22 protein-coding genes are annotated in these 17,347 nt (G+C 72.0%); 11 read left to right on the top strand and 11 right to left on the bottom strand.

What is annotated here, in order from left to right; translation table 11 throughout:
* Together C1I98_RS18750 and C1I98_RS18745 are read right to left on the bottom strand one after the other, a co-directional pair.
* Nucleotides 1-345 (bottom strand): thiamine pyrophosphate-binding protein (locus tag C1I98_RS18750; protein WP_267898058.1); only part of this gene is annotated, 345 nt, incomplete at its 3' end.
* Nucleotides 342-1,127 carry a cyclase family protein gene (locus tag C1I98_RS18745; protein WP_111168737.1) on the bottom strand — a complete coding sequence of 262 codons (786 nt, stop codon included), beginning with the start codon at nucleotides 1,125-1,127 and terminating at the stop codon, nucleotides 342-344. The genes C1I98_RS18745 and C1I98_RS18750, both read right to left, overlap by 4 nt.
* Before the next feature lie 111 nt (nucleotides 1,128-1,238).
* Here C1I98_RS18745 and dhaK point away from each other — a divergent pair, with 111 nt between their 5' ends.
* Genes dhaK through dhaM form a run of 3 tightly spaced genes read left to right on the top strand, consistent with a single transcriptional unit; the run spans nucleotide 1,239 to nucleotide 3,268 of the window.
* Nucleotides 1,239-2,231 carry a dihydroxyacetone kinase subunit DhaK gene (gene dhaK / locus C1I98_RS18740; RefSeq protein WP_111168736.1) on the top strand — a complete coding sequence of 331 codons (993 nt, stop codon included), beginning with the start codon at nucleotides 1,239-1,241 and terminating at the stop codon, nucleotides 2,229-2,231.
* Between the two features lie 12 nt (nucleotides 2,232-2,243).
* Nucleotides 2,244-2,876, top strand: a complete 633-nt coding sequence (dhaL, locus tag C1I98_RS18735) for a dihydroxyacetone kinase subunit DhaL (RefSeq protein ID WP_111168735.1) — start codon at nucleotides 2,244-2,246, stop codon at nucleotides 2,874-2,876.
* Nucleotides 2,873-3,268, top strand: a complete 396-nt coding sequence (gene dhaM, locus C1I98_RS18730; RefSeq protein ID WP_233507983.1) for a dihydroxyacetone kinase phosphoryl donor subunit DhaM — start codon at nucleotides 2,873-2,875, stop codon at nucleotides 3,266-3,268. Before dhaL ends, dhaM begins: the two co-directional genes overlap by 4 nt.
* 559 nt (nucleotides 3,269-3,827) lie before the next feature.
* On the opposite strand, the gene C1I98_RS41505 is transcribed toward dhaM, so the two are convergent.
* The 3 genes from C1I98_RS41505 to C1I98_RS18715 form a co-directional block, all read right to left on the bottom strand.
* Entirely contained in the window at nucleotides 3,828-4,355 is a 528-nt protein-coding gene (locus C1I98_RS41505; RefSeq protein WP_158558089.1) for a hypothetical protein, read from the bottom strand.
* Between the two features lie 274 nt (nucleotides 4,356-4,629).
* Nucleotides 4,630-6,045, bottom strand: a complete 1,416-nt coding sequence (locus tag C1I98_RS18720) for a trypsin-like serine peptidase (protein ID WP_146607510.1) — start codon at nucleotides 6,043-6,045, stop codon at nucleotides 4,630-4,632.
* Between the two features lie 121 nt (nucleotides 6,046-6,166).
* On the bottom strand, nucleotides 6,167-6,421 hold the full coding sequence (locus C1I98_RS18715) for a Smr/MutS family protein (protein ID WP_111168732.1): 255 nt from the start codon (nucleotides 6,419-6,421) through the stop codon (nucleotides 6,167-6,169).
* Between the two features lie 97 nt (nucleotides 6,422-6,518).
* Between C1I98_RS18715 and C1I98_RS18710 the strand changes: the two genes are divergently transcribed.
* From C1I98_RS18710 to C1I98_RS18690, 5 genes are read left to right on the top strand one after another with little or no spacing between them, the layout of a single operon-like run.
* On the top strand, nucleotides 6,519-8,072 hold the full coding sequence (locus C1I98_RS18710) for an ABC transporter substrate-binding protein (RefSeq protein WP_111168731.1): 1,554 nt from the start codon (nucleotides 6,519-6,521) through the stop codon (nucleotides 8,070-8,072).
* A complete protein-coding gene (locus tag C1I98_RS18705) occupies nucleotides 8,069-9,049 on the top strand; it encodes an ABC transporter permease (RefSeq protein WP_233507982.1) in 981 nt (326 codons plus the stop codon). The genes C1I98_RS18710 and C1I98_RS18705 overlap by 4 nt, the downstream gene beginning before the upstream one ends.
* Nucleotides 9,049-9,861: an ABC transporter permease gene (locus tag C1I98_RS18700; protein WP_111168730.1), complete on the top strand. Its 813-nt coding sequence runs from the start codon at nucleotides 9,049-9,051 to the stop codon at nucleotides 9,859-9,861. The genes C1I98_RS18705 and C1I98_RS18700 overlap by 1 nt, the downstream gene beginning before the upstream one ends.
* Complete coding sequence (locus tag C1I98_RS18695) at nucleotides 9,858-10,796, top strand: ABC transporter ATP-binding protein (RefSeq protein WP_233507981.1); 939 nt, start codon at nucleotides 9,858-9,860, stop codon at nucleotides 10,794-10,796. The genes C1I98_RS18700 and C1I98_RS18695 overlap by 4 nt, the downstream gene beginning before the upstream one ends.
* Nucleotides 10,789-11,475: an ABC transporter ATP-binding protein gene (locus tag C1I98_RS18690; protein ID WP_111168729.1), complete on the top strand. Its 687-nt coding sequence runs from the start codon at nucleotides 10,789-10,791 to the stop codon at nucleotides 11,473-11,475. Before C1I98_RS18695 ends, C1I98_RS18690 begins: the two co-directional genes overlap by 8 nt.
* Before the next feature lie 55 nt (nucleotides 11,476-11,530).
* On the opposite strand, the gene C1I98_RS18685 is transcribed toward C1I98_RS18690, so the two are convergent.
* On the bottom strand, nucleotides 11,531-11,797 hold the full coding sequence (locus tag C1I98_RS18685; protein WP_111168728.1) for a hypothetical protein: 267 nt from the start codon (nucleotides 11,795-11,797) through the stop codon (nucleotides 11,531-11,533).
* Between the two features lie 45 nt (nucleotides 11,798-11,842).
* On the opposite strand from C1I98_RS18685, the gene C1I98_RS18680 reads away from it, so the two are divergent.
* Complete coding sequence (locus C1I98_RS18680) at nucleotides 11,843-12,109, top strand: hypothetical protein (protein WP_111168727.1); 267 nt, start codon at nucleotides 11,843-11,845, stop codon at nucleotides 12,107-12,109.
* A 725-nt stretch (nucleotides 12,110-12,834) separates the two neighbouring features.
* On the opposite strand, the gene C1I98_RS18670 is transcribed toward C1I98_RS18680, so the two are convergent.
* Nucleotides 12,835-13,263 carry a CBS domain-containing protein gene (locus tag C1I98_RS18670; protein WP_111168739.1) on the bottom strand — a complete coding sequence of 143 codons (429 nt, stop codon included), beginning with the start codon at nucleotides 13,261-13,263 and terminating at the stop codon, nucleotides 12,835-12,837.
* A gap of 520 nt (nucleotides 13,264-13,783) precedes the next feature.
* Between C1I98_RS18670 and C1I98_RS18665 the strand changes: the two genes are divergently transcribed.
* Nucleotides 13,784-14,116: a hypothetical protein gene (locus tag C1I98_RS18665; RefSeq protein ID WP_111168726.1), complete on the top strand. Its 333-nt coding sequence runs from the start codon at nucleotides 13,784-13,786 to the stop codon at nucleotides 14,114-14,116.
* A gap of 223 nt (nucleotides 14,117-14,339) precedes the next feature.
* On the opposite strand, the gene C1I98_RS18660 is transcribed toward C1I98_RS18665, so the two are convergent.
* From C1I98_RS18660 to C1I98_RS18650, 3 genes are all read right to left on the bottom strand, one after another.
* Nucleotides 14,340-14,732 carry a hypothetical protein gene (locus C1I98_RS18660; RefSeq protein ID WP_111168725.1) on the bottom strand — a complete coding sequence of 131 codons (393 nt, stop codon included), beginning with the start codon at nucleotides 14,730-14,732 and terminating at the stop codon, nucleotides 14,340-14,342.
* Nucleotides 14,733-14,791: 59 nt separating this feature from the next.
* Nucleotides 14,792-15,697, bottom strand: a complete 906-nt coding sequence (locus C1I98_RS18655; protein ID WP_158558088.1) for a sigma-70 family RNA polymerase sigma factor — start codon at nucleotides 15,695-15,697, stop codon at nucleotides 14,792-14,794.
* A 521-nt stretch (nucleotides 15,698-16,218) separates the two neighbouring features.
* The gene (locus C1I98_RS18650; protein WP_199537040.1) at nucleotides 16,219-16,629 is read right to left on the bottom strand and encodes a PPOX class F420-dependent oxidoreductase; all 411 of its coding nucleotides are present in this window, start codon (nucleotides 16,627-16,629) and stop codon (nucleotides 16,219-16,221) included.
* An 84-nt stretch (nucleotides 16,630-16,713) separates the two neighbouring features.
* Here C1I98_RS18650 and C1I98_RS18645 point away from each other — a divergent pair, with 84 nt between their 5' ends.
* Nucleotides 16,714-17,109 carry a winged helix-turn-helix transcriptional regulator gene (locus C1I98_RS18645; protein WP_111168723.1) on the top strand — a complete coding sequence of 132 codons (396 nt, stop codon included), beginning with the start codon at nucleotides 16,714-16,716 and terminating at the stop codon, nucleotides 17,107-17,109.
* A gap of 14 nt (nucleotides 17,110-17,123) precedes the next feature.
* Here the strand turns inward: C1I98_RS18645 and C1I98_RS41500 are convergent.
* On the bottom strand, nucleotides 17,124-17,347 hold a 224-nt coding region (locus C1I98_RS41500; RefSeq protein WP_158558087.1), incomplete at its 5' end, for a hypothetical protein.

The raw sequence follows: 17,347 nt of genomic DNA, 5'->3' as shown, positions 1-17,347 counted from the left end.
GGCCACCATGGCCGCCTGGTCGATGTGGAAGTTGGAGGCGGCCTCGGTGGCCTCCCCGGCCAGCACCAGCAGCGGAGTGCGGCTCTTGGCCGCCTCGGCGATGCCGGTCATCGCGTTGGTCAGCCCCGGCCCCTGGTGGACGCTGAGCACGCCCAGGCCGCCGCCGACTCGGGCGTAGGCGTCGGCCATGGTCGCCGCGCCGCCCTCGTGCCGCGCCGCGACGTAGCGGGCCCCCGCCGCCACCAGGGCGTTCGTCACATGGAAGTTGCCGCTGCCCACCACGCCGAAGACGGTGTCCACGCCCAGCCCGGCGAGCGCCCGCCCGACGGCCTCGGCGACGATCAACGCGACTCCCCCGCGCCGCCCGCGGACTCCACCAGCGCCAGGACGCGCACCGGGCTGCCGGACCCGCCGGTGATGGGCAGCGGCGGGGCCACCACGACCGAGCCGGTGGCCGGCAGCCGGTCCAGGTTGCGAAGCTGGGTCAGGCCGTACTTCCCCGCGCCGAGCAGGAACGAATGGCACGGGAAGGGCGGGTCGAAGGAGTGCGCCGCGCCCGCGTCGGTGCCGACGGTCTCCACGCCCAGCCCGCCGATCGGCGTCCGCCCGGCCAGCCACCTGGCGCACTCGGCGGAGATGCCCGGCGCGTGCCCGCCGTTCAGGAACGCCTCCTGGTCACCGGCCCGGACGTCCCAGCCGGTCCGGTAGAGCAGCCAGCCGCCCTCGGGGAGCGGGCCGTGCTCCTTCTCCCAGGCGGTGACGTGGTCGATCTGGAGCAGGAAGTCGGCGTCGCGGGCGCTCTCGGCGGAGAAGTCCAGGACCACGGCGGGGGCGATCAGCCGGTTCACCGGCACCTGGGAGACGTCCTGGCCGTCCTTGGCGGTGGCCCAGTGGACGGGCGCGTCGAAGTGGGTGCCGGTGTGCTCGCCGGTGTGGATGTCGTTCCAGTACCACGCGGGGCCGCGGTCGTCGTAGCGGCTGATCTCCTCCAGCCGGAAACCGATCGTGTTGGCGAACGGCTCGGGCAGCCGCAGCACCGGCGTCGCGGGCGACAGGGGCGCGGTGAGGTCGATCACCTCTACCCCGCCGTCGCCGATGGCCTCTACCAGGCTCTTGAGTACCGACATCGCCGCCTCCTTGCGCGGAACGTTCCGATACGCACATCGTGACACGGTTGCGCGATGACGCCTGCGGGCACAGGGTGGTCGGTGAGGCAGCATCCCGGACGAGGGAGCCCGATGAAAAAGATCATCAATGCCGTGGACACCGTGGTGACCGACGCGCTCACCGGCCTCGCCGCCGCCCATCCCGAGTTGCGCGTGGACCTGGACACCCGCGTCGTCTACCGCGCGAACGCCCCGCGGCCGGGCAAGGTGGGCCTGGTCTCCGGCGGCGGTTCGGGCCACGAGCCGCTGCACGCCGGGTTCGTGGGGTACGGCATGCTCGACGCGGCCTGCCCAGGAGAGATCTTCACCTCCCCCGTGCCCGACCAGATCGTCGAGGCCACGACCGCGGTCGGCGGCGGCGCGGGCGTGCTGCACATCGTCAAGAACTACACGGGCGACGTGCTCAACTTCGAGATGGCCGCCGAGCTGTGCGCCGACGAGGGCGTCGAGGTCGCCCGCGTGCTGGTCGATGACGACGTTGCGGTACGCGACTCCCTCTACACCGCCGGGCGCAGGGGCACCGGCGCGACGCTGTTCGTGGAGAAGATCGCCGGGGCACTGGCCGAGGAGGGCGCGCCGCTCGCCGAGGTGGCCGCGATCGGGAACGAGGTCAACGCGCGCAGCCGCTCGTTCGGGGTGGCGCTGTCGTCCTGTACCACGCCCGCCGCCGGCAAGCCGACCTTCGAGCTGGCCGAGGGCGAGGTCGAACTGGGCATCGGCATCCACGGCGAGCCGGGCCGCTCCCGCGCGCCCGCGGGCACCGCCCGGGAGCTGGTGCGGGTGGCGATGGACGCCCTCCAGGCCCACCTGCCGCTGTCGGGCGACACGCTGGTGCTGGTCAACGGCATGGGCGGCACCCCGTTGATCGAGCTGTACATCGCCTTCGCGGAGGTGGACGCCTACCTGCGCGAGCACGGCGCGACCGCGGCCCGCAGCCTGGTCGGAAACTACGTGACGAGCCTGGACATGCAGGGCTTCTCGGTCAGCGTCTGCACGCTGACCGACGAACTCACCCGGTTGTGGGACGCGCCCGTGCGGACGCCCGGGCTGCGCTGGGGACCCTGAGGAGGCACGCCGGTGAACACGGCGTTCATCACCGACTGGATCGATGAGATCACCCGGCTGGTCGCCGCCGAACGCGAGCACCTGACCGCCCTGGACGCGGCGATCGGCGACGCCGACCACGGGGCCAACCTGGATCGCGGCTTCGCCGCGGTGCGCACGGCGCTGTCCGCCCGGCCGCCGGGCACGCCCGGCGACGCGCTCGTCCTGCTCGGCGGCACCCTGATCCGCAAGGTCGGCGGGGCGTCCGGCCCCCTGTTCGGGACCTTCTTCCGGCAGGCGGGCAAGACCCTCGGCGACTCCCCCGAGGTGAGCCCGGCCGAACTGGCGGCGGCGCTCGCGGACGGGCTCGCCGCGGTACGCGCGCTCGGGTCGGCGGAGGAGGGCGACAAGACCATGGTCGACGCCCTGACCCCGGCGGTGCGGGCCCTGGAGCAGGCGGTCCAGGACGGCGCGGGCAGGCGCAAGGCGTTCGACGCGGCGGCCCGCGCGGCCGAGGAGGGGGCCAGGGCCACGGTCCCGCTGCGAGCCCGCAAGGGCCGGGCCAGCTACCTCGGCGAACGCAGCATGGGCCATCTCGATCCCGGTGCGCTCTCCAGCGCCCTGATCATGCGTGCCCTGCACATCTCGGCGAGCGGATCGCGATGAGCGCGGCGAGCGGGCCCATGGTGGGGATCGTGCTGGTGTCGCACAGCGCGGGGCTGGCGGAGGCGGCGGCGGCGATGGCCGCGCAGATCTGCGGCGGCGAGGTCACGGTGGCCGCGGCCGGAGGCGACGAGGACGGCGGGCTGGGCACCAGCGCCGACCGCATCGCCGCCGCGATCGAGAAGGCGGACCGGGGCGGCGGCGTGGTGCTCATCCCCGACCTCGGAAGCTCCGTCCTGACCGCGCGGCTGATGGAGGAACGCGGTTCCGTCGTGGTGGCCGACGCCCCGTTCGTGGAGGGCGCGGTGGCCGCGGCGGCCACGGCGGGCGGCGGTGGCGCGCTCGCCGACGTCCTGGCGGCGGCCGAGGAGGCCCGGGGCTTCCGCAAGCTCTGACCGCCGGTCTCCTGGGGGCCGGGGACATATTGATCAAACTGCCGGCCGGATTCGGCGAACAAACCCGCGACCGCCCGCGTCGAACCATATGTAAGCCGGCAGGGGGTGAGAGTGACCTACAGGGGGCGATTCGGATGGCTGAGCAGGAGCCGACCGGTTCGGATGGGTTCACCGGGGGACGGGGGAGTCCCTCCCGGAAGCAGACGGGGGACCGGCTGCGAGCACACCAGCGGCGATCGGACGCGAGGCGGCGAATGACGCCGATCGGACGCTGATCGACCACGACCGGCCTTCGCCGCCGGTACGGGCGACAAGCGGACCACATCATCGGCCCACGGCCGCACCATGCCGTGGGACCCGCTGGGCACACGCGCCACGCGGTACGGCAGGGCCGGCGAAGACGCCCTGCCCCGGCGGCGCACTCACCACCACAGCCTGCCAAGGGGGCGGCCCGCGGGCATGAGCCGTCGCGGCCTTCGGGCGCGACCGCCATCGCCGCGGACGACCCTCCACCCGAACGTGCCGGTTTCCGGCGACCCCGGGAATCCGCACGCCATCTCTACAGAACATGTGATCTATAACAACGAGCAAACAAGGGGTAGCACATGAGCATCACGGGGGAATTCGTACAGAGGCAGTGGTACACCGAGGCGGTGTCGTCGGGCACCCGCGTCACCCGCTCCACGAGCTGGACCATGCTGGGGACACGCGTCACCTGCCACACCGGCACGGCATCAGGCACCAGGGTGACCGCCGGCGCACCCCGGTCCACCAGTTGGACGATGGCGTCCACGAGCTGGACCAGGCAGCGCCAAGGCACCCGCGTCACCTGCGGCGCCACCCGCTCCACCAGCTGGACCATGGCATCCACGAGCTGGACCATGCGGAGAACACGCGTGACCTGCCGGAACACCATGGCGTCGGGTACCCGGGTCACCTGCGGGGGCACCAGGGTCACCCGGCACGCCGGTGACCACGGGCGGCTCGCGATGACGCGCGGCGTCGTCGCGGCCGGGTAGTCACCGGCGGCTCGGCCGGGCGCCCGGTCGCGGGCCGTCCCGCCGCCGGGCGCCCGCCGAGCGCACACCCGAAGGCAAGACCGGACTCCGGCCGCGGCGGGGTCCCGCAGATGAGAATCGGCATTCGCCGACACCGACCGGGCCGGACCACAGATCCGGTGCACCGGTGACGTGGCCAGGTCCGTTCCGCGGGGGCACGGACACGCCCGGCGACGGTGCCGGCGAGAGGCAGACGACGAAAACGGGGTTGGACCCACCGCAAATCCGGTGGGCCCAGCCCCATCGTTTCGGCCACCCGGCACCGGTGCGGCCGGGAATGCCCGGCCGCCCGGCGCAGTATGGTCAGGAACCCGATCCGGCCGATCCGGGCGTACCGCACGGAACGGAGCCGGTGACGGCGAGCCGGTGGTCCTGGCCGGCCGCGCGCAGTGCGGCGCGGTCGGCGGGCCCGGCGAGGGCCCCATAGGTGGACGGGTGCAGCCTGGCCGCGTCCGAGGTGCCGTTTCCGCTGTTCAGAACGCCGATCAGGTACCAGTGATGGTGCCCTTCCGGACGGCATTCGGCGCTGCGCGGCAAGGGGCGCAGCCAGCCCTTCTCCTCTTCCACCCAGACCGGCGGCGGCGGGCCGATGGCCGGGCCGGGATGATGGTGGTGCGGCCGGCGGGTGATCCATGGGCCACCGCTGTTACCGGCCGCCACACGGCAGTTGCGGGTGGTCAGCAGGCTGTTTTCGTCCCGGTGGTTCCGGTCGGTGACGTGGGCGTCGCAACGGTACAGAAGGTCCCCGCTGTATGGTCCCTCCTGCGGATACCCCAGGTTGATCACCGGCGGGAACTTCGCGCCGGACCTGCTGATGTGCGGGATGAATCCGCCCACCACGTTCTCCACTCGGCGGCCCCGGTCGTCGGGGGCCAGCGCGACCAGCCCGATGTCCACGTTGAACCCGGCGTTCGCGTCGAGGTAGCGGCGCGGGATGAACAACTGCGTCGCCGCCCACCGGCCGAAGGGCTTCTCCACCCTGCCGCCCGACTCCCGGTAGGCCGGGACGAACAGCACGCGGCTCGACCAGGTGGTCCCGTTGATCAGGCAGTGCCCCGCCGTGCTGATCACGTTGCGGCTCTGCGACTTGACCACGCTGGCGGTGCAGCTCTCGTCCCGGTCATCGACCTCGTCGAAGAAGAACAGCTTCCCGGTGATGCGCGACCGGGAGTCCCGGGAGTACGGGGTGGGCCAGGGCGCGTACCCCCGGCTGTCGCCGCCCTTGGTGAGGACTCTGTTCCTCGGATCTTCGGCCGCCGGCTGCGCAAAGTTCACCGAGCGCCCCCGGGCCTGCCGCCTGGACTCCTCCCGGCTCGCGGGGCCGCGTGCGGGCCTGGTCCGGTCCTGCCGCCCGGCGGGCGGACCGGCCCGATCCGGGCGTTCGGCGCCCGGTTCCCTGTGCCGGTGCCGTTGCGCGGGCGGATCGTCGTGCCCCGGCCGCACGGAGGACGACGGGGCGGTTGCCCTGGACTGGCCGTTGATGGGCGGTTCGTTGGTCACCGCTGCCAGGCGGGCGTCCGTCCAGTAGGCCAGGGTCGCGTCGGCGTCCTGTACCGGGGAGGCCGCGACCTTGCCGTCCCCTGGGGGCCGTTCGAGCCGGGCGTCCCCGCGCGCGGCCGCCTGTCCCGTGACCATCAGTACGGCCGCGAGCGCGGTCGTACCGATCATTGTTATCTGCCCCATACGCTGCTCCAGCGACTCGTTCACGACACTCGTCACGAACAGCGCATCATTCGCCTGGATTCACAGACGTGACACCAGGCCACCACATATGTGGCCGTTACTCAGCTTTTCCCACCGCATGGCCTTCCGGCCTGGCGCGGCCCCCCGGGGAGCCCGGTCAGCGGTGGCGGAAGTAGACGAACAGCCGGCCGTGGTTCTTGGAGTCCTTGTCGATGCGGTGGTACAGGGCCTTGATCTCCTTCTGGTCCAGGAAGCGCAGGACCTTCTTCTTCAACTGCCCCGAGCCCTTGCCAGGAATGATCTCGACCTCGGTCGCCTTCTTGCGGATGGCCTCGTCGATGACGCCGCGCAGCGCCTTGTCGATCTCGCCGCCCCGGTTGTAGACCGGGTGGAGATCCAGCTTCAGCTTCACGGGAGGAGTCTACGCGGGCCCCCAGTTGCGACTTGTTTGCAACTGCGGACGATCCTGGTTAGGGTCCGATTTGATCGCACCTCGGAGGTTATCTGTAATGAAGCGCCTGATCGCGCTGTCTGTCGCGTTCGGCATGCTGACCGCCGCCGCCTGCTCCGCGCCCAAAGGCCCCGCCGCGCCGGCCGGCAAGGCCGAGGACGGCACGTTCGTCATCGGGATGAGCTCTGAGTTCGACAACCTGAGCCCCGTGCTCGGCTTCTCCCCCGACGGCGGGTCGATGATGTTCGACGGCCTGATGACCCGCTCCCCGGACCTCACTCTCAAGCCCTCCCTAGCCACCGCGCCCCCGGAGATCTCCGAGGACGGCAAGACCGTCACGTTCACCCTGCGCCAAGGTGTGAAGTTCCACGACGGCAAGCCGCTCACCAGCGAAGACGTCGAGTACACCTACGAGGCGCTGCTCGACCCCAAGAACAACTCCCCGATCAGGGGCGACTACGCGGCGATCAAGGAAGTGGCGGCTCCCGACCCGGCCAAGGTCGTGTTCCGGCTGAACCACCCCTACGCCCCGCTCCCCCAGCGCACCACGCTCGGCATCGTGCCCAAGGGGACGCTGGAGAAGACCAAGCCCGTGGGCAGCGGGCCGTACAAGTTCGTGTCCTGGACCCCCGGCGACAAGGTGGTGCTGGAGGCGAACAAGGACTACTGGGGCGGCGCTCCGGCGATCTCCCGGCTCGTGCTCGCGTTCGCGCCCGACGACAACGTCCGAGCGACGCGGCTGCGGGCCGGGGAGTTCGACGCGACCGTGCTGCCGCCCAAGGCCGCGGCCGGGTTCCGCGGACAGCAGGGGCTGACCGTGTACGACGCCCACACCGCCGACTACCGCGGCGTCTCCTGGCCGATGAAACAGCCGGTGACCGGCGACAAGGCCATCCGCCAGGCGGTCGACCTGGCCATCGACCGGCAAGCGATCGTGGATGCGATCCTGGCCGGCGCGGGCACCCCGGCGTACGGGCCCATCTCGCCCGACACCGCCTGGCACAACCCCGTGGTGACCGGCAAGACCGACCAGGAGGCCGCCAAGCGGCTGCTGGACGAGGCCGGGTACAAGCCGGGCGCCGACGGGATCAGGGCGAAGGACGGCCGCAGGGCGGAGTTCACGCTCATGTACCCCGCGGGCGACTCGCTGCGCAAGGAACTGGCGCTGGCCGTCGCCTCCGACGCCAAGAAGATCGGCATCGCGGTGGAGCCGGCCGGCCTGGACTGGGACGCCATCGAGCCGCGCATGGCCAAGGACGCGCTGATCATGGGCTATGGCAGCCCGTACGACCCCGACTACATCAACTACGAGATGTTCCACTCCAAGTACGCCGGAGAGGGATTCTTCAACCCGGGCCACTACAACAACCCGAAGGTGGACGAACTGCTCGACCAGGGCCGTGAGTCCGCCGACGACGCGGTGCGCAAGCAGGCGTACCGCGACTTCCAGAAGATCATCCATGACGACCAGGCGTGGACCTACATCGTGTTCCTCAAGCACGTCTACGTGGTCCGCAGCCAGTACACCGGGATCACCCCGGGCGTGGACGCGCACGAGCACGCCACCGGCGGGCTGTTCGCGACGATCCACACCTGGAAACCGGCCGCGTGAGAGCCGTCCTGCGGATGGTCGCCTGGCGGGTCGCGTTCGCCGTCCCGCTGCTGGTGATCGTCACCATCGTGATGTTCGCCCTCGCCCAGGCCTCGCCGTTCGACCCCGTACGGCAGTACCTGGGCGACCGGGCGCTGGTCACCTCCCCGGAGATCCTTGAGCAGATCAGGGCGAACTGGGGGCTGGACCGGCCGGTCCACGAGCAGTTCGCCGCGTGGTTCGGCAACCTGGTCAGCGGCGACCTCGGCGAGTCCCGGTCCTTCCACCGGCCGGTGGCCGAGGTCATCGGCGAACGGCTGGGCTGGACCCTGCTGGCCACCGGTTCGGCCATGGTGCTGATGTTCGCCGGCTCCCTGGTGGTCGGCACGATCGCGGCCTGGCGGCGCGGATCGTGGCTGGACCGGCTGATCGTCGGCGGGGCCTTCGCCAACGAGGCCGCGCCGGTGTTCTGGCTCGGCCTGCTGGCGATCTCGGTGTTCGCGGTGACGCTCGGCTGGCTGCCGGCGGGCGGCCTCACCGACGCCGCCTCCGCCTCGATCACCTTCGGCGACGTGGCCGCGCACATGGTGCTGCCCGTGGCGGTGCTCGCCGTGTCGCAGTCGTCATGGCTGGTCCTGTACGTACGCGAGTCGGTGATCGGCACCCTGCGCGAGGACTTCGTGGTCGGCGCCCGGGCGCGCGGCCTGCGCGAGCGCACGATCCTCGTACGGCACGCCCTGCGCTCGGCGCTGCTGCCGTTCCTGACCCTGCTCGGGGCCCGGATGCCCGAACTGGTGACCGGCGCGATCCTGGTGGAGACCGTGTTCTCCTGGCCGGGCGTGGCCGGCACGTCGGTCCAGGCGGCGCTGGCCGTGGACTTCCCGCTGCTGGCCGCGCTGACCCTGCTCGGCACCGTGGCGGTGCTGGCCGGCAACCTGCTCGCCGACATCGCCTACACGGTCGCCGACCCCCGGGTCCGCACGCTGGGGGTGGGCTGATGCCGGTACGTCTCTCGCTCGCCGCGCTCGCCGTCCTGGCCCTGGCCGTCGCGCTGGTCCCGCCGATCGTGCAACTGGACCAGAGCCTGGTGGACCTGCGCGCGGCCGGGCAGCCGCCGTCCCTGTCACACCTGTTCGGCACCGACGAGGTGGGCCGCGACCTGCTGGTCAGGTCCATCTACGGGCTGCGCGTATCCTTCCTGGTCGGCCTGGTGGCCGCGCTGGTCAGCATGGTCATCGGCGGCCTGGTCGGGCTGGCCGCGGGCAGCCTGGGCGGCCTGGCCGACCGGCTGCTGATGCGCGTGGTGGACGGCTTCAACGCGCTGCCGCACCTGCTGTTCGGCATCTTCATCGTGGCGCTGTTCGCGCCGAGCCCGGCCGCCGTGGTGGTCTCGGTCGGCGTCACGCACTGGACGACGGCCGCCCGGATCGTCCGCTCGGAGGTGCTGTCGCTGCGTTCGCGCCCGTTCGTGGAGGCGGCGATCTCCGGCGGGGCGAGCCGTACCCGGGTCGTGCGCAGGCACCTGCTGCCGCACCTGTTCCCCCACCTGCTGCTGGCGACGGTGCTGATGGTGCCGCACGCCATCTGGCACGAGACCGCGCTCAGCTTCCTCGGGCTGGGCCTGCCGCCGCACCTGGCCTCGCTGGGCAACATGATCAGCGACGGGCAGCGCTCGCTGCTCACCGGCGCCTGGTGGCCGAGCCTGGTGCCCGGCCTGTTCATCCTGGTGCCCACGCTGGCCGTGGCGGTGCTCTCACAGCGGCTGCGTGACCGGCTGAACCCCAGGCAGCGATCGGAGCTGGAGCTTTGACCACACAAGGGCGGCTGCTGCGCGCCGAAGGGCTGACGGTGACCTTCCGCATCCCCGGCGGGACGGTGCGCGCGGTCAGCGACGCGAACTTCACGGTACGGCCGGGCCGCTGCCTGGCCCTGGTCGGGGAGTCCGGGTGCGGCAAGTCGGTGCTGGCGCACGCGTTGCTCGGGCTGCTGCCGGGCAACGCCACCGTGTCCGGCGCGGCCTGGCTGGAAGGGGACGGGGAGCCGGTCGAACTGCTCTCCGCGCCGCCCGCCGTACTGGCCGGGCGGGTCAGGGGGCGGCGGATCGGGCTGATCCCGCAGAGCCCGGCCACACACCTCACCCCCGTCCGCACCGCGCGGGCGCAGCTCACCGAGGCGCTGCGCGAACTGGGCTCCGCGCAGCGCGCCGATGACCTGGTGATGCGGTACGGCCTGCGCCCCGCCGACCTGGACCGCTACCCGCACGAGCTGTCCGGGGGGATGGCCCAGCGGGTGGCCAACGCGATGGCGCTGGCCGGGGACCCGTGGCTGGTACTCGCCGACGAGCCGACCAGCGGGCTGGACCGGCCGCTGGTCGAGAAGGCCATGGGCACGCTGCGCGAGTTGTGCGATGAGGGCCGCGCGGTGCTGTTGATCACGCATGACCTGCGGGCGGCCGAGCAGGTGGCCGACGACATCGCCGTGATGTACGCCAGCCGGCTGGTGGAGCAGGGCCCGGCCGCCCGGGTGTTCGCCCGGCCCCGCCATCCGTACACCGCGGGCCTGCTCGCCGCCCAGCCGGACCGGGAGTTCGCGCCGATCCCCGGCCTGCCGCCGGAACTGACCAGGCTGCCGGAGGGCTGCGCGTTCCGCCCCCGCTGTCCCCGCGCCGACGACGCGTGCGCCGCGCTGCCCGCATTCGGCGGCGGCGTGGCCTGCCATCACCCGCTGGAGACCGCCGATGCTTGAGGCCAAGGACGTCACCGTCGCCTACCAGCGCAAGGTCGTGCTCGCCGGAGTGTCGCTGGCGGTCGAGCCGGGCCTGGTGATCGCGCTGTCCGGGCCGAGCGGCTGCGGCAAGTCCACCCTGGCCAGGGTGCTCGCGCTGATGCTGCGGCCACGGTCCGGGCAGGTCAGCGTGGACGGCGTCGCCGTACGGGGGTGGCGGCAGCGGGCGGATCGGCGGCTGCGCACCAGCGTGGCCCTGATCTACCAGTCGCCCCGTCAGGCCGTCGATCCGCGCCTGACGCTCACCGAGGTGATCGCCGAGCCGCTGGCGGCCAACGGCCGTCCGGACCCCGAACGGGTACGCGCGCTCGCCCGCGAGACCGGCCTGACCGAAGACCTGCTGACCCGCCGCCCGCACGAGGTGTCGGAGGGACAGCTCCAGCGCGCGTGCCTGGCCAGGGCGCTGAGCCTGGAACCGCGCTACCTGATCTGCGACGAGATGACGACGATGCTGGACGCGTCCACGCAGGCCCTGCTGGTCGGGGTGGTGGACGCCTACCGCGAGCGGACCGGGGCCGGCGTGCTGGCCATCAGCCACGACACCGTGCTGCTCGACCGCTGGGCGGACCGGGTGATCGACTTCACCGGGCCGGGCGTCCCGGCCGCCCCCGCCGCGACGGCGAGCACGCCGGACGCGTGAGCGGGGCCCGGTCCACCGGGCCCCGCTCGATCGCCTGTCCTTGACCGGGCCGGCTTCAGAAGAGCCAGTCCAGCAGGCCGCCGTTCTCCTTTTCCTTCTCCTTCTCCGGCGGCTCGGGCGGCGGCACCTGAGACTTGCTGGGCGGAGGCAGCGGCACGGAGGTCGTGGTCTTCGGCTTGGGCGCCGAGCTGTCCTGCGGCCTGGGGCGCTCCTGCGGCTCCTGCTCGGGTTTCGGGGCCTGAGGAGTCCGGCCGGTGCGGGTCGGCGACGGCCGGGCCTCGCTCGTCCGCGTGGGCTCGGCGGCGGTGGGCTGGGTGGCCACCTGCTCCGCGCTTCGCGTGGGGGGGAGGTCGCCGACACCTCGGCGGTGGGCGTGACGGTGGACTCCAGCGGCTCCTCGGTCCCCTCCAGCGTCGGCTCGGCGCTGGCCGCGGGTGCCGCCGTGGTGGGCGCGGGACGCCCCACGGACGCACAGGTGGCGGCGCTGGTGCAGGAATCGGAGGAGTCGCCGAGTGAGGCGAACAGCATCCAGCCGCCGGCGGTGGCCGCCACCACGGCCGCCGCGGCGACCATCAGCAGGCCCTTGCCCCGGCGCGGGCGCTCCTCGTCTTCTGCGGGGTCCGGCTCGTCGTAGTCGTGCTGGTGGCGTACACCCGCGCCGAGGAATCCCCGCCGTTCCTCGGTTCCCGCGCCGTCCTCGCCGGGCTCCCAGTCGTCGGCGTGGTGGGTCTTCTCCCACTCCCTGGGCTGCTCGGAGCCGTCGTCCCAGCGTTCGCCCTCGGTCCATTCGCGGTCGTCCGATATGAGCCTCGGGTCGAGGGCCATGTGGACGCCGGTCTTGATGTGGAGATTGTCATCGGGCTCGGGCTCGGGCTCGGGCGCGGGCTCGGGCGCGGGCTCGGGCTCCTCGTCGGCGTCCGACTCCCATCCGTCCGACAGCACGTCGCCGTCGCCGCGCTCCGGGGAGCCCGCGGCCTCGGCCGACCAGTCAGGGTCGAGAGCGCCGGTCTGCTCCCAGATCTCCTCATGGTCAGGCTCGCGGTGACCGCCGTACGACGGATCTTGCGATCCGCGGCTCATGGTGACCCCTTCTGTCAGAAATCTTGGCCGCGTATCTTCATAGCAGTTCCCACAGTGACATGTCGGGAAAATCCACAACCTTAACCACTTAGATCACATCAGTCACGAAAAACCCGACATCTAGGGCCGTCCGCCCTTGTTCGGGCCGGTCCGGGCCGCCGCCGGGCGGCCGGCCCCTGAGCCAAAAAGCGGAAAGGACCGGCCGAATCCGGCAAATCCGGACAACTTGACTACATCGAATGGCTCTTGATGACTCTCCGTGAAGAATCCGCCCGGCGCTCAGCGGTGGATGTACTCCACCAGATGGGCCTTCTCGGTCTCCAGTTCCTCGATCGCGCTCTTCACCACGTCGCCGATGCTGACCAGCCCGGCCAGCCGCCCGCCGTTCACCACGGGCACGTGCCGGATGCGGTGCGTGGTCATGGTGCGCCGCAGCTCGTCGACATTGGCGTCCGGCGCGCAGGTGCGGACCTCGGTCGTCATGATCGCCGAGACCGGGGCGTCGAGCACCTCCGCCCCTTGCTCGTTGAGCCGCCTGACCACATCGCGCTCGGACACGATGCCGTCGATGGTGGCACCGTCCTCCGACACCACGACGGCTCCGATGTTCTGTTCGGCCAGCACCGCCAGCAGCCGCCGCACGCTGGCATCGGGTGGTACGGTCGCCACCGCCGTGCCCTTGTTCCGCAGGATCGCGTCTATCAGCATCGACATCACCTCCGCAGGTAACCGTCTCAATCCCCCGCGCCGGCCCGTCGTACGCGTCCGCGGTCACGCGCGCCATGGCCAATACAAGGCAACATGCCGTGCCCACACCCCGTCAAGGGCTGACCGGAACATCTTCGCCCAGGTCACCGCTGACGCAAGCGCTTTCCATCGCAATTTCGGTCTTATGAGGGGGCAGGAACCCGGTCGCGAATCGGCGCGACCTTCCGCGAGGTCCGGAGGGGCCGCGGCCGGCCGGCGATCGGCCGAAACCCGGCGGGTCCTTTTCCGGGCGGCGGGGGCGCGGAATGGCACGTTCCTGACCGGGCGACGACAAGGGGCAAAGCTGGGATGAAAGGCTCTCCTCGCCCATTGCACAGGAAGGTTTCCTATTTAATACTGCGATCAGCACAGCGTATCGACTCGCAGCATCCCATCCTTCGCCCCAGCGGCCGGCTTTCGCCATGCCCGCCCGCGCCCTCTTCCCGGTGCCATTCGCCGCATCCCCATCTGGAGGTCCACCATGCCTGGACGCACCCGCGCACTCGCCGCGATCGCCGTCACGGCCCTCGCCTGCCTCGGTACGGTCGCCGTCTCGGCCGCCCCCGCGCAGGCGGCCATCGAGGTCGTCTACAGCCCGCTCTCCCTCGGCGGCTACTGCGCCGCGAAGGTCAACTCCTCCTCCACCATCGGCTTCTACAACGGCGGCCTGAGCTGCTACCGCTGGGGCACACCCAACCTCGTCTACGCGGGCAGCGGAAGCGCCTCGGCGGCCTGCGTCTACTTCGACCCCAGCCGCACCTACCTGAGCCACTCCCAGGGCGTCAGCCAGGCCCTGACCTGCAAGTACGCCTGACCCACAGCACTACTGCGGCCGGGCGGCCCTCCCCCACCGGGGACGCCGGCCCGGCCCCCACTCGACCTCGGACGTACCACCACAACCGACCCAACCCACGCACCGCGCGGGGCCGCCATGGACATGCGCCCACAGACGACCGGACCCCTGCCCGGCCCGTACCCCGCCGGGGTCGCGCGCGAGACCGCCTTGGGCATGGGGCCGGGCCGGAGCCTGGCGGCGCTTACGGTGGGCCGGTGCGGATCAGTCTTCTGGTGTCGTCGTGGAGGGCCTGGAAGGTGGCGGCCAGTTCGGCGAGGCGGGAGCACAGGGCCAGGGCGCGGCCGTAGCGCTGGTCGCTCCAGGCCAGTTCGTCGCCGGCGTCGAGGCCGAGCCGGTGTTCGATGTCCCGGCCGATCTCGTCGGCCCACAGCAGGCCGATCTCGTAGGCGGCCCGCACGCCGCGGGCCGCGGTGGCGAGCGCGTCGTCGAACGCGGCGGTCACCGAAGGCGGGTCGCCACCGACCGCGGCGGGCGTCACGGGCGGGTCCTCGCGCGCGTGCTCACCCGGCTCGCGGTGTACGCCGTGTTCATCGTGCTCGGGCCGTGCGCCGCTGCCGGGATCGGCCGGGGCCATGGGCACCTCTCCTCGTCGGTCGATAGGGGAATGCGCGATGGCGGTGTCCGCGCCGTACCTCATGCCCGGCCCGCCCGCGGGCCCGCGTCGTCCGGGCGCCGGTCGTCCAGCAGCCCGAGATCGCGCCGCACCCGCTTGCGCGCGTGGTAGAGGTTCACCCGCGCGGTGTTGGCGCTCAGGCCCAGCAGGCGGGCGATCTGCGCGGGGGTGTACCCGCGGCGGCTGAGCCGGAGCACCTCTTTCTGGCGGGGCGGCAGCCCGGCCAGCGCCCGGTCCTCGGACGGCGGCGGCGCGGCCGGGGCGGGACAGACCGGCACGGGCCCGGCCTGGCGGGTCTCGGCCTGCTCGGCGCGGCGCTCCGCCTGCTCCGCCGCCATCTCCGCGGCCATCTGGCCGACCAGCGCGGCGCGCAGCCGCTCGGTCCCCTCCCGGGCATGGACCTTGACCAGCGAACGGCTCATGCGCAGATCCCGGGCGATCTCGCTGTCGGAGTAGCCGTCCATCCGCAGCGCCATCACCGCCCGCACCTCGGGCGGCAGGTCGCGGATCCAGCCGACCAGACGGTGCCGCTGGACGGTCAGGTCGGCCATCTCGTCGCCGCGCTCGCCGCTCGCCGAGGAGACCAGGTCGAGTTCGCCGGGGCCGCCGATGGGCACCTCGCGGCGGCGGTCCATGTCGGACTTCCAGGCGCGCCGCCGGGCCACCGTCTGCGCCCAGGCCGCCGGGCGGTCGGGGAGCCTGCCCAGCCGGTGGGCGGTGAGCAGGGCCAGCAGCACCTCCTGGGCGATGTCCTCGCTGTCGGCCCCGTAGGAGTCGGCGAGACCGCACACCGTGAAGCGGACCGCCCGCCGTACGTCCCGGACGGCCGAGAGCGGCAGCGTCGGGGAGGCCACCGGAGAGGACGCGGTGGCGCCGAGTGGCGCCGGCCCGTTGCCGTCCGAGCCGGCCATCGCGGACGGGGTCACCTGCGATCCCCCACTGTCCGCCGTACGGCGGCGTGGGTGGCGAGGGCGTGCCCGTACGGCGGGCATGGCTCGATGAACATCTGTACTTCCCTTCGATGGGAGGCCCCGCCCGGCCCGCTCCGGCCAAAGATGTGAGACGGACGAGGTCCTCGGAATTCTGCCTGTCGGCGAGTCTCCCGCGAAACACCGCGCCTTACCAGCGGTAATGCCGTTTCGCAGCCCGGTATATCCGCCTTGTGTCAGCGTGAGATATGTCACAAAGGCTCGTACCTCTTGCTTTTAATGAGGCCGCAGGATTTGCGACACTAACCGGTGGCAACCAACTTGCATGCATCGGGTAGTACGTTTCTCACTCCGCGTGTCAGTTCGGTTCGCGATGGGAGGTCCCGTCCGTCCCGCTCCGGCCAAAGTTGTGAGGCGGGCGAGGTCCTCGGCCGGCCGCGCGCCCCACGGCGCGCGGCAAAGGGCCCGGCCGCCACTGCCGGCGGCCGGGCCCTTCCCATGCGATCGATCCCCGGCGGCTAACCGAAGGACGCGTGGAAGACCTTCTGCGGGGTCACCCTGACGATCAGGCGGAGTACGTCGGCGGGCTCCGGTGGCGGGTCCTCGCCCACGTACTTGTGCGACAGAGTGCGGCCGAGGGTCTTGCCCGGGTCCTCCAGCAGTTCGGCGGTGCCACGGATCTCCGCGTAGTTGTACGGGTCGCCCATCTCGAAGATCGACAGGCTGATCCGCGGGTCGGCGGCCAGGTTGCGCGCCTTGCGGCGGCGTTCGGTGGTGGTGAACAACACGGCGTCGCCCTCCCGCATGACCCACACGACCGACGTGTGCGGGCTGCCGTCCGGGTTGAGCGTGGCGACGGTGGCGAAGTTGCGGCCGTCGAGCAGCCGGCGTGTCGCCTCGTTCATCGTGGCGGGCATGGTGACGGGCACCTGGGTCCCCTTCCCCCTTGGGACATGTTCTGTTACGGGGGCCATCATTTGTTACGGAGGGCGTACGCGGAAGGAGGCAGTTTCATGTCACAACGGCACACGGATGTGACCGGGCACGTCGATGAGGGGCAGGCGTGCGCGATCCTCGACGTGCTCAACCGCGTCAGCGGCAAGTGGAGCATCGCCGTGCTGATCCGGACCGCGGGCGGGCCGGTGCGCTTCACCGAGCTGGAGCGGTCGATCGAGGGCATCAGCCGGCGCATGCTCACTCTGACCCTGCGCAACCTGGAACGCGACGGGCTGATCACGCGCACGGTCTACCCGACGGTCCCGGCCAAGGTGAAGTACACCGCCACGGATATGGCCCGTGAGCTCTATGACCACCTGGTGGGGCTCACCGCCTGGGCCGAACGGCACGGCCCCGCCGTGGTCGCCTCCCGCGCCGCCTACGACCGCGCCGCCGCCGCTCCTGCCACCTGATCGGCGCCCATCGGTCAGCGGTTACGGCGGGGCGGGCCGGGGCAGCGGGCGCGGACCGCCGTGGCGCGCCGGACCTGCGGCTTGCGGCGGTGTGCCGCCGGGCCGTTCATGACGGGCCTGCGCGAGAGCCAGGACGCGCCCCCGAGGAACACGCCGGTGGCCGCCAGGGCGATCATCACCAGCGCCCACGCCCCCTCGCTCCCCGCCGCATCCGTGCCGCCGGCGTGTTCCTCGGGGG

Origin of the sequence: Spongiactinospora gelatinilytica, from assembly GCF_003236385.1 — a bacterium.
Lineage (GTDB): Bacteria > Actinomycetota > Actinomycetes > Streptosporangiales > Streptosporangiaceae > Spongiactinospora > Spongiactinospora gelatinilytica.
The sequence above is the reverse complement of the archived record's forward strand: the minus strand, read 5'-3'. Positions and strand labels throughout refer to the sequence as shown.

Coding starts and splice junctions, on each gene's coding strand:
- C1I98_RS18745 (WP_111168737.1), bottom strand. CDS start 1,127: ATGTCGGTACTCAAGAGCCTGGTAGAGGCCATCGGCGACGGCGGGGTA.
- dhaK (WP_111168736.1), top strand. CDS start 1,239: ATGAAAAAGATCATCAATGCCGTGGACACCGTGGTGACCGACGCGCTC.
- dhaM (WP_233507983.1), top strand. CDS start 2,873: ATGAGCGCGGCGAGCGGGCCCATGGTGGGGATCGTGCTGGTGTCGCAC.
- C1I98_RS18710 (WP_111168731.1), top strand. CDS start 6,519: ATGAAGCGCCTGATCGCGCTGTCTGTCGCGTTCGGCATGCTGACCGCC.
- C1I98_RS18700 (WP_111168730.1), top strand. CDS start 9,049: ATGCCGGTACGTCTCTCGCTCGCCGCGCTCGCCGTCCTGGCCCTGGCC.
- C1I98_RS18690 (WP_111168729.1), top strand. CDS start 10,789: ATGCTTGAGGCCAAGGACGTCACCGTCGCCTACCAGCGCAAGGTCGTG.
- C1I98_RS18670 (WP_111168739.1), bottom strand. CDS start 13,263: ATGCTGATAGACGCGATCCTGCGGAACAAGGGCACGGCGGTGGCGACC.
- C1I98_RS18665 (WP_111168726.1), top strand. CDS start 13,784: ATGCCTGGACGCACCCGCGCACTCGCCGCGATCGCCGTCACGGCCCTC.
- C1I98_RS18660 (WP_111168725.1), bottom strand. CDS start 14,732: ATGGCCCCGGCCGATCCCGGCAGCGGCGCACGGCCCGAGCACGATGAA.
- C1I98_RS18645 (WP_111168723.1), top strand. CDS start 16,714: ATGTCACAACGGCACACGGATGTGACCGGGCACGTCGATGAGGGGCAG.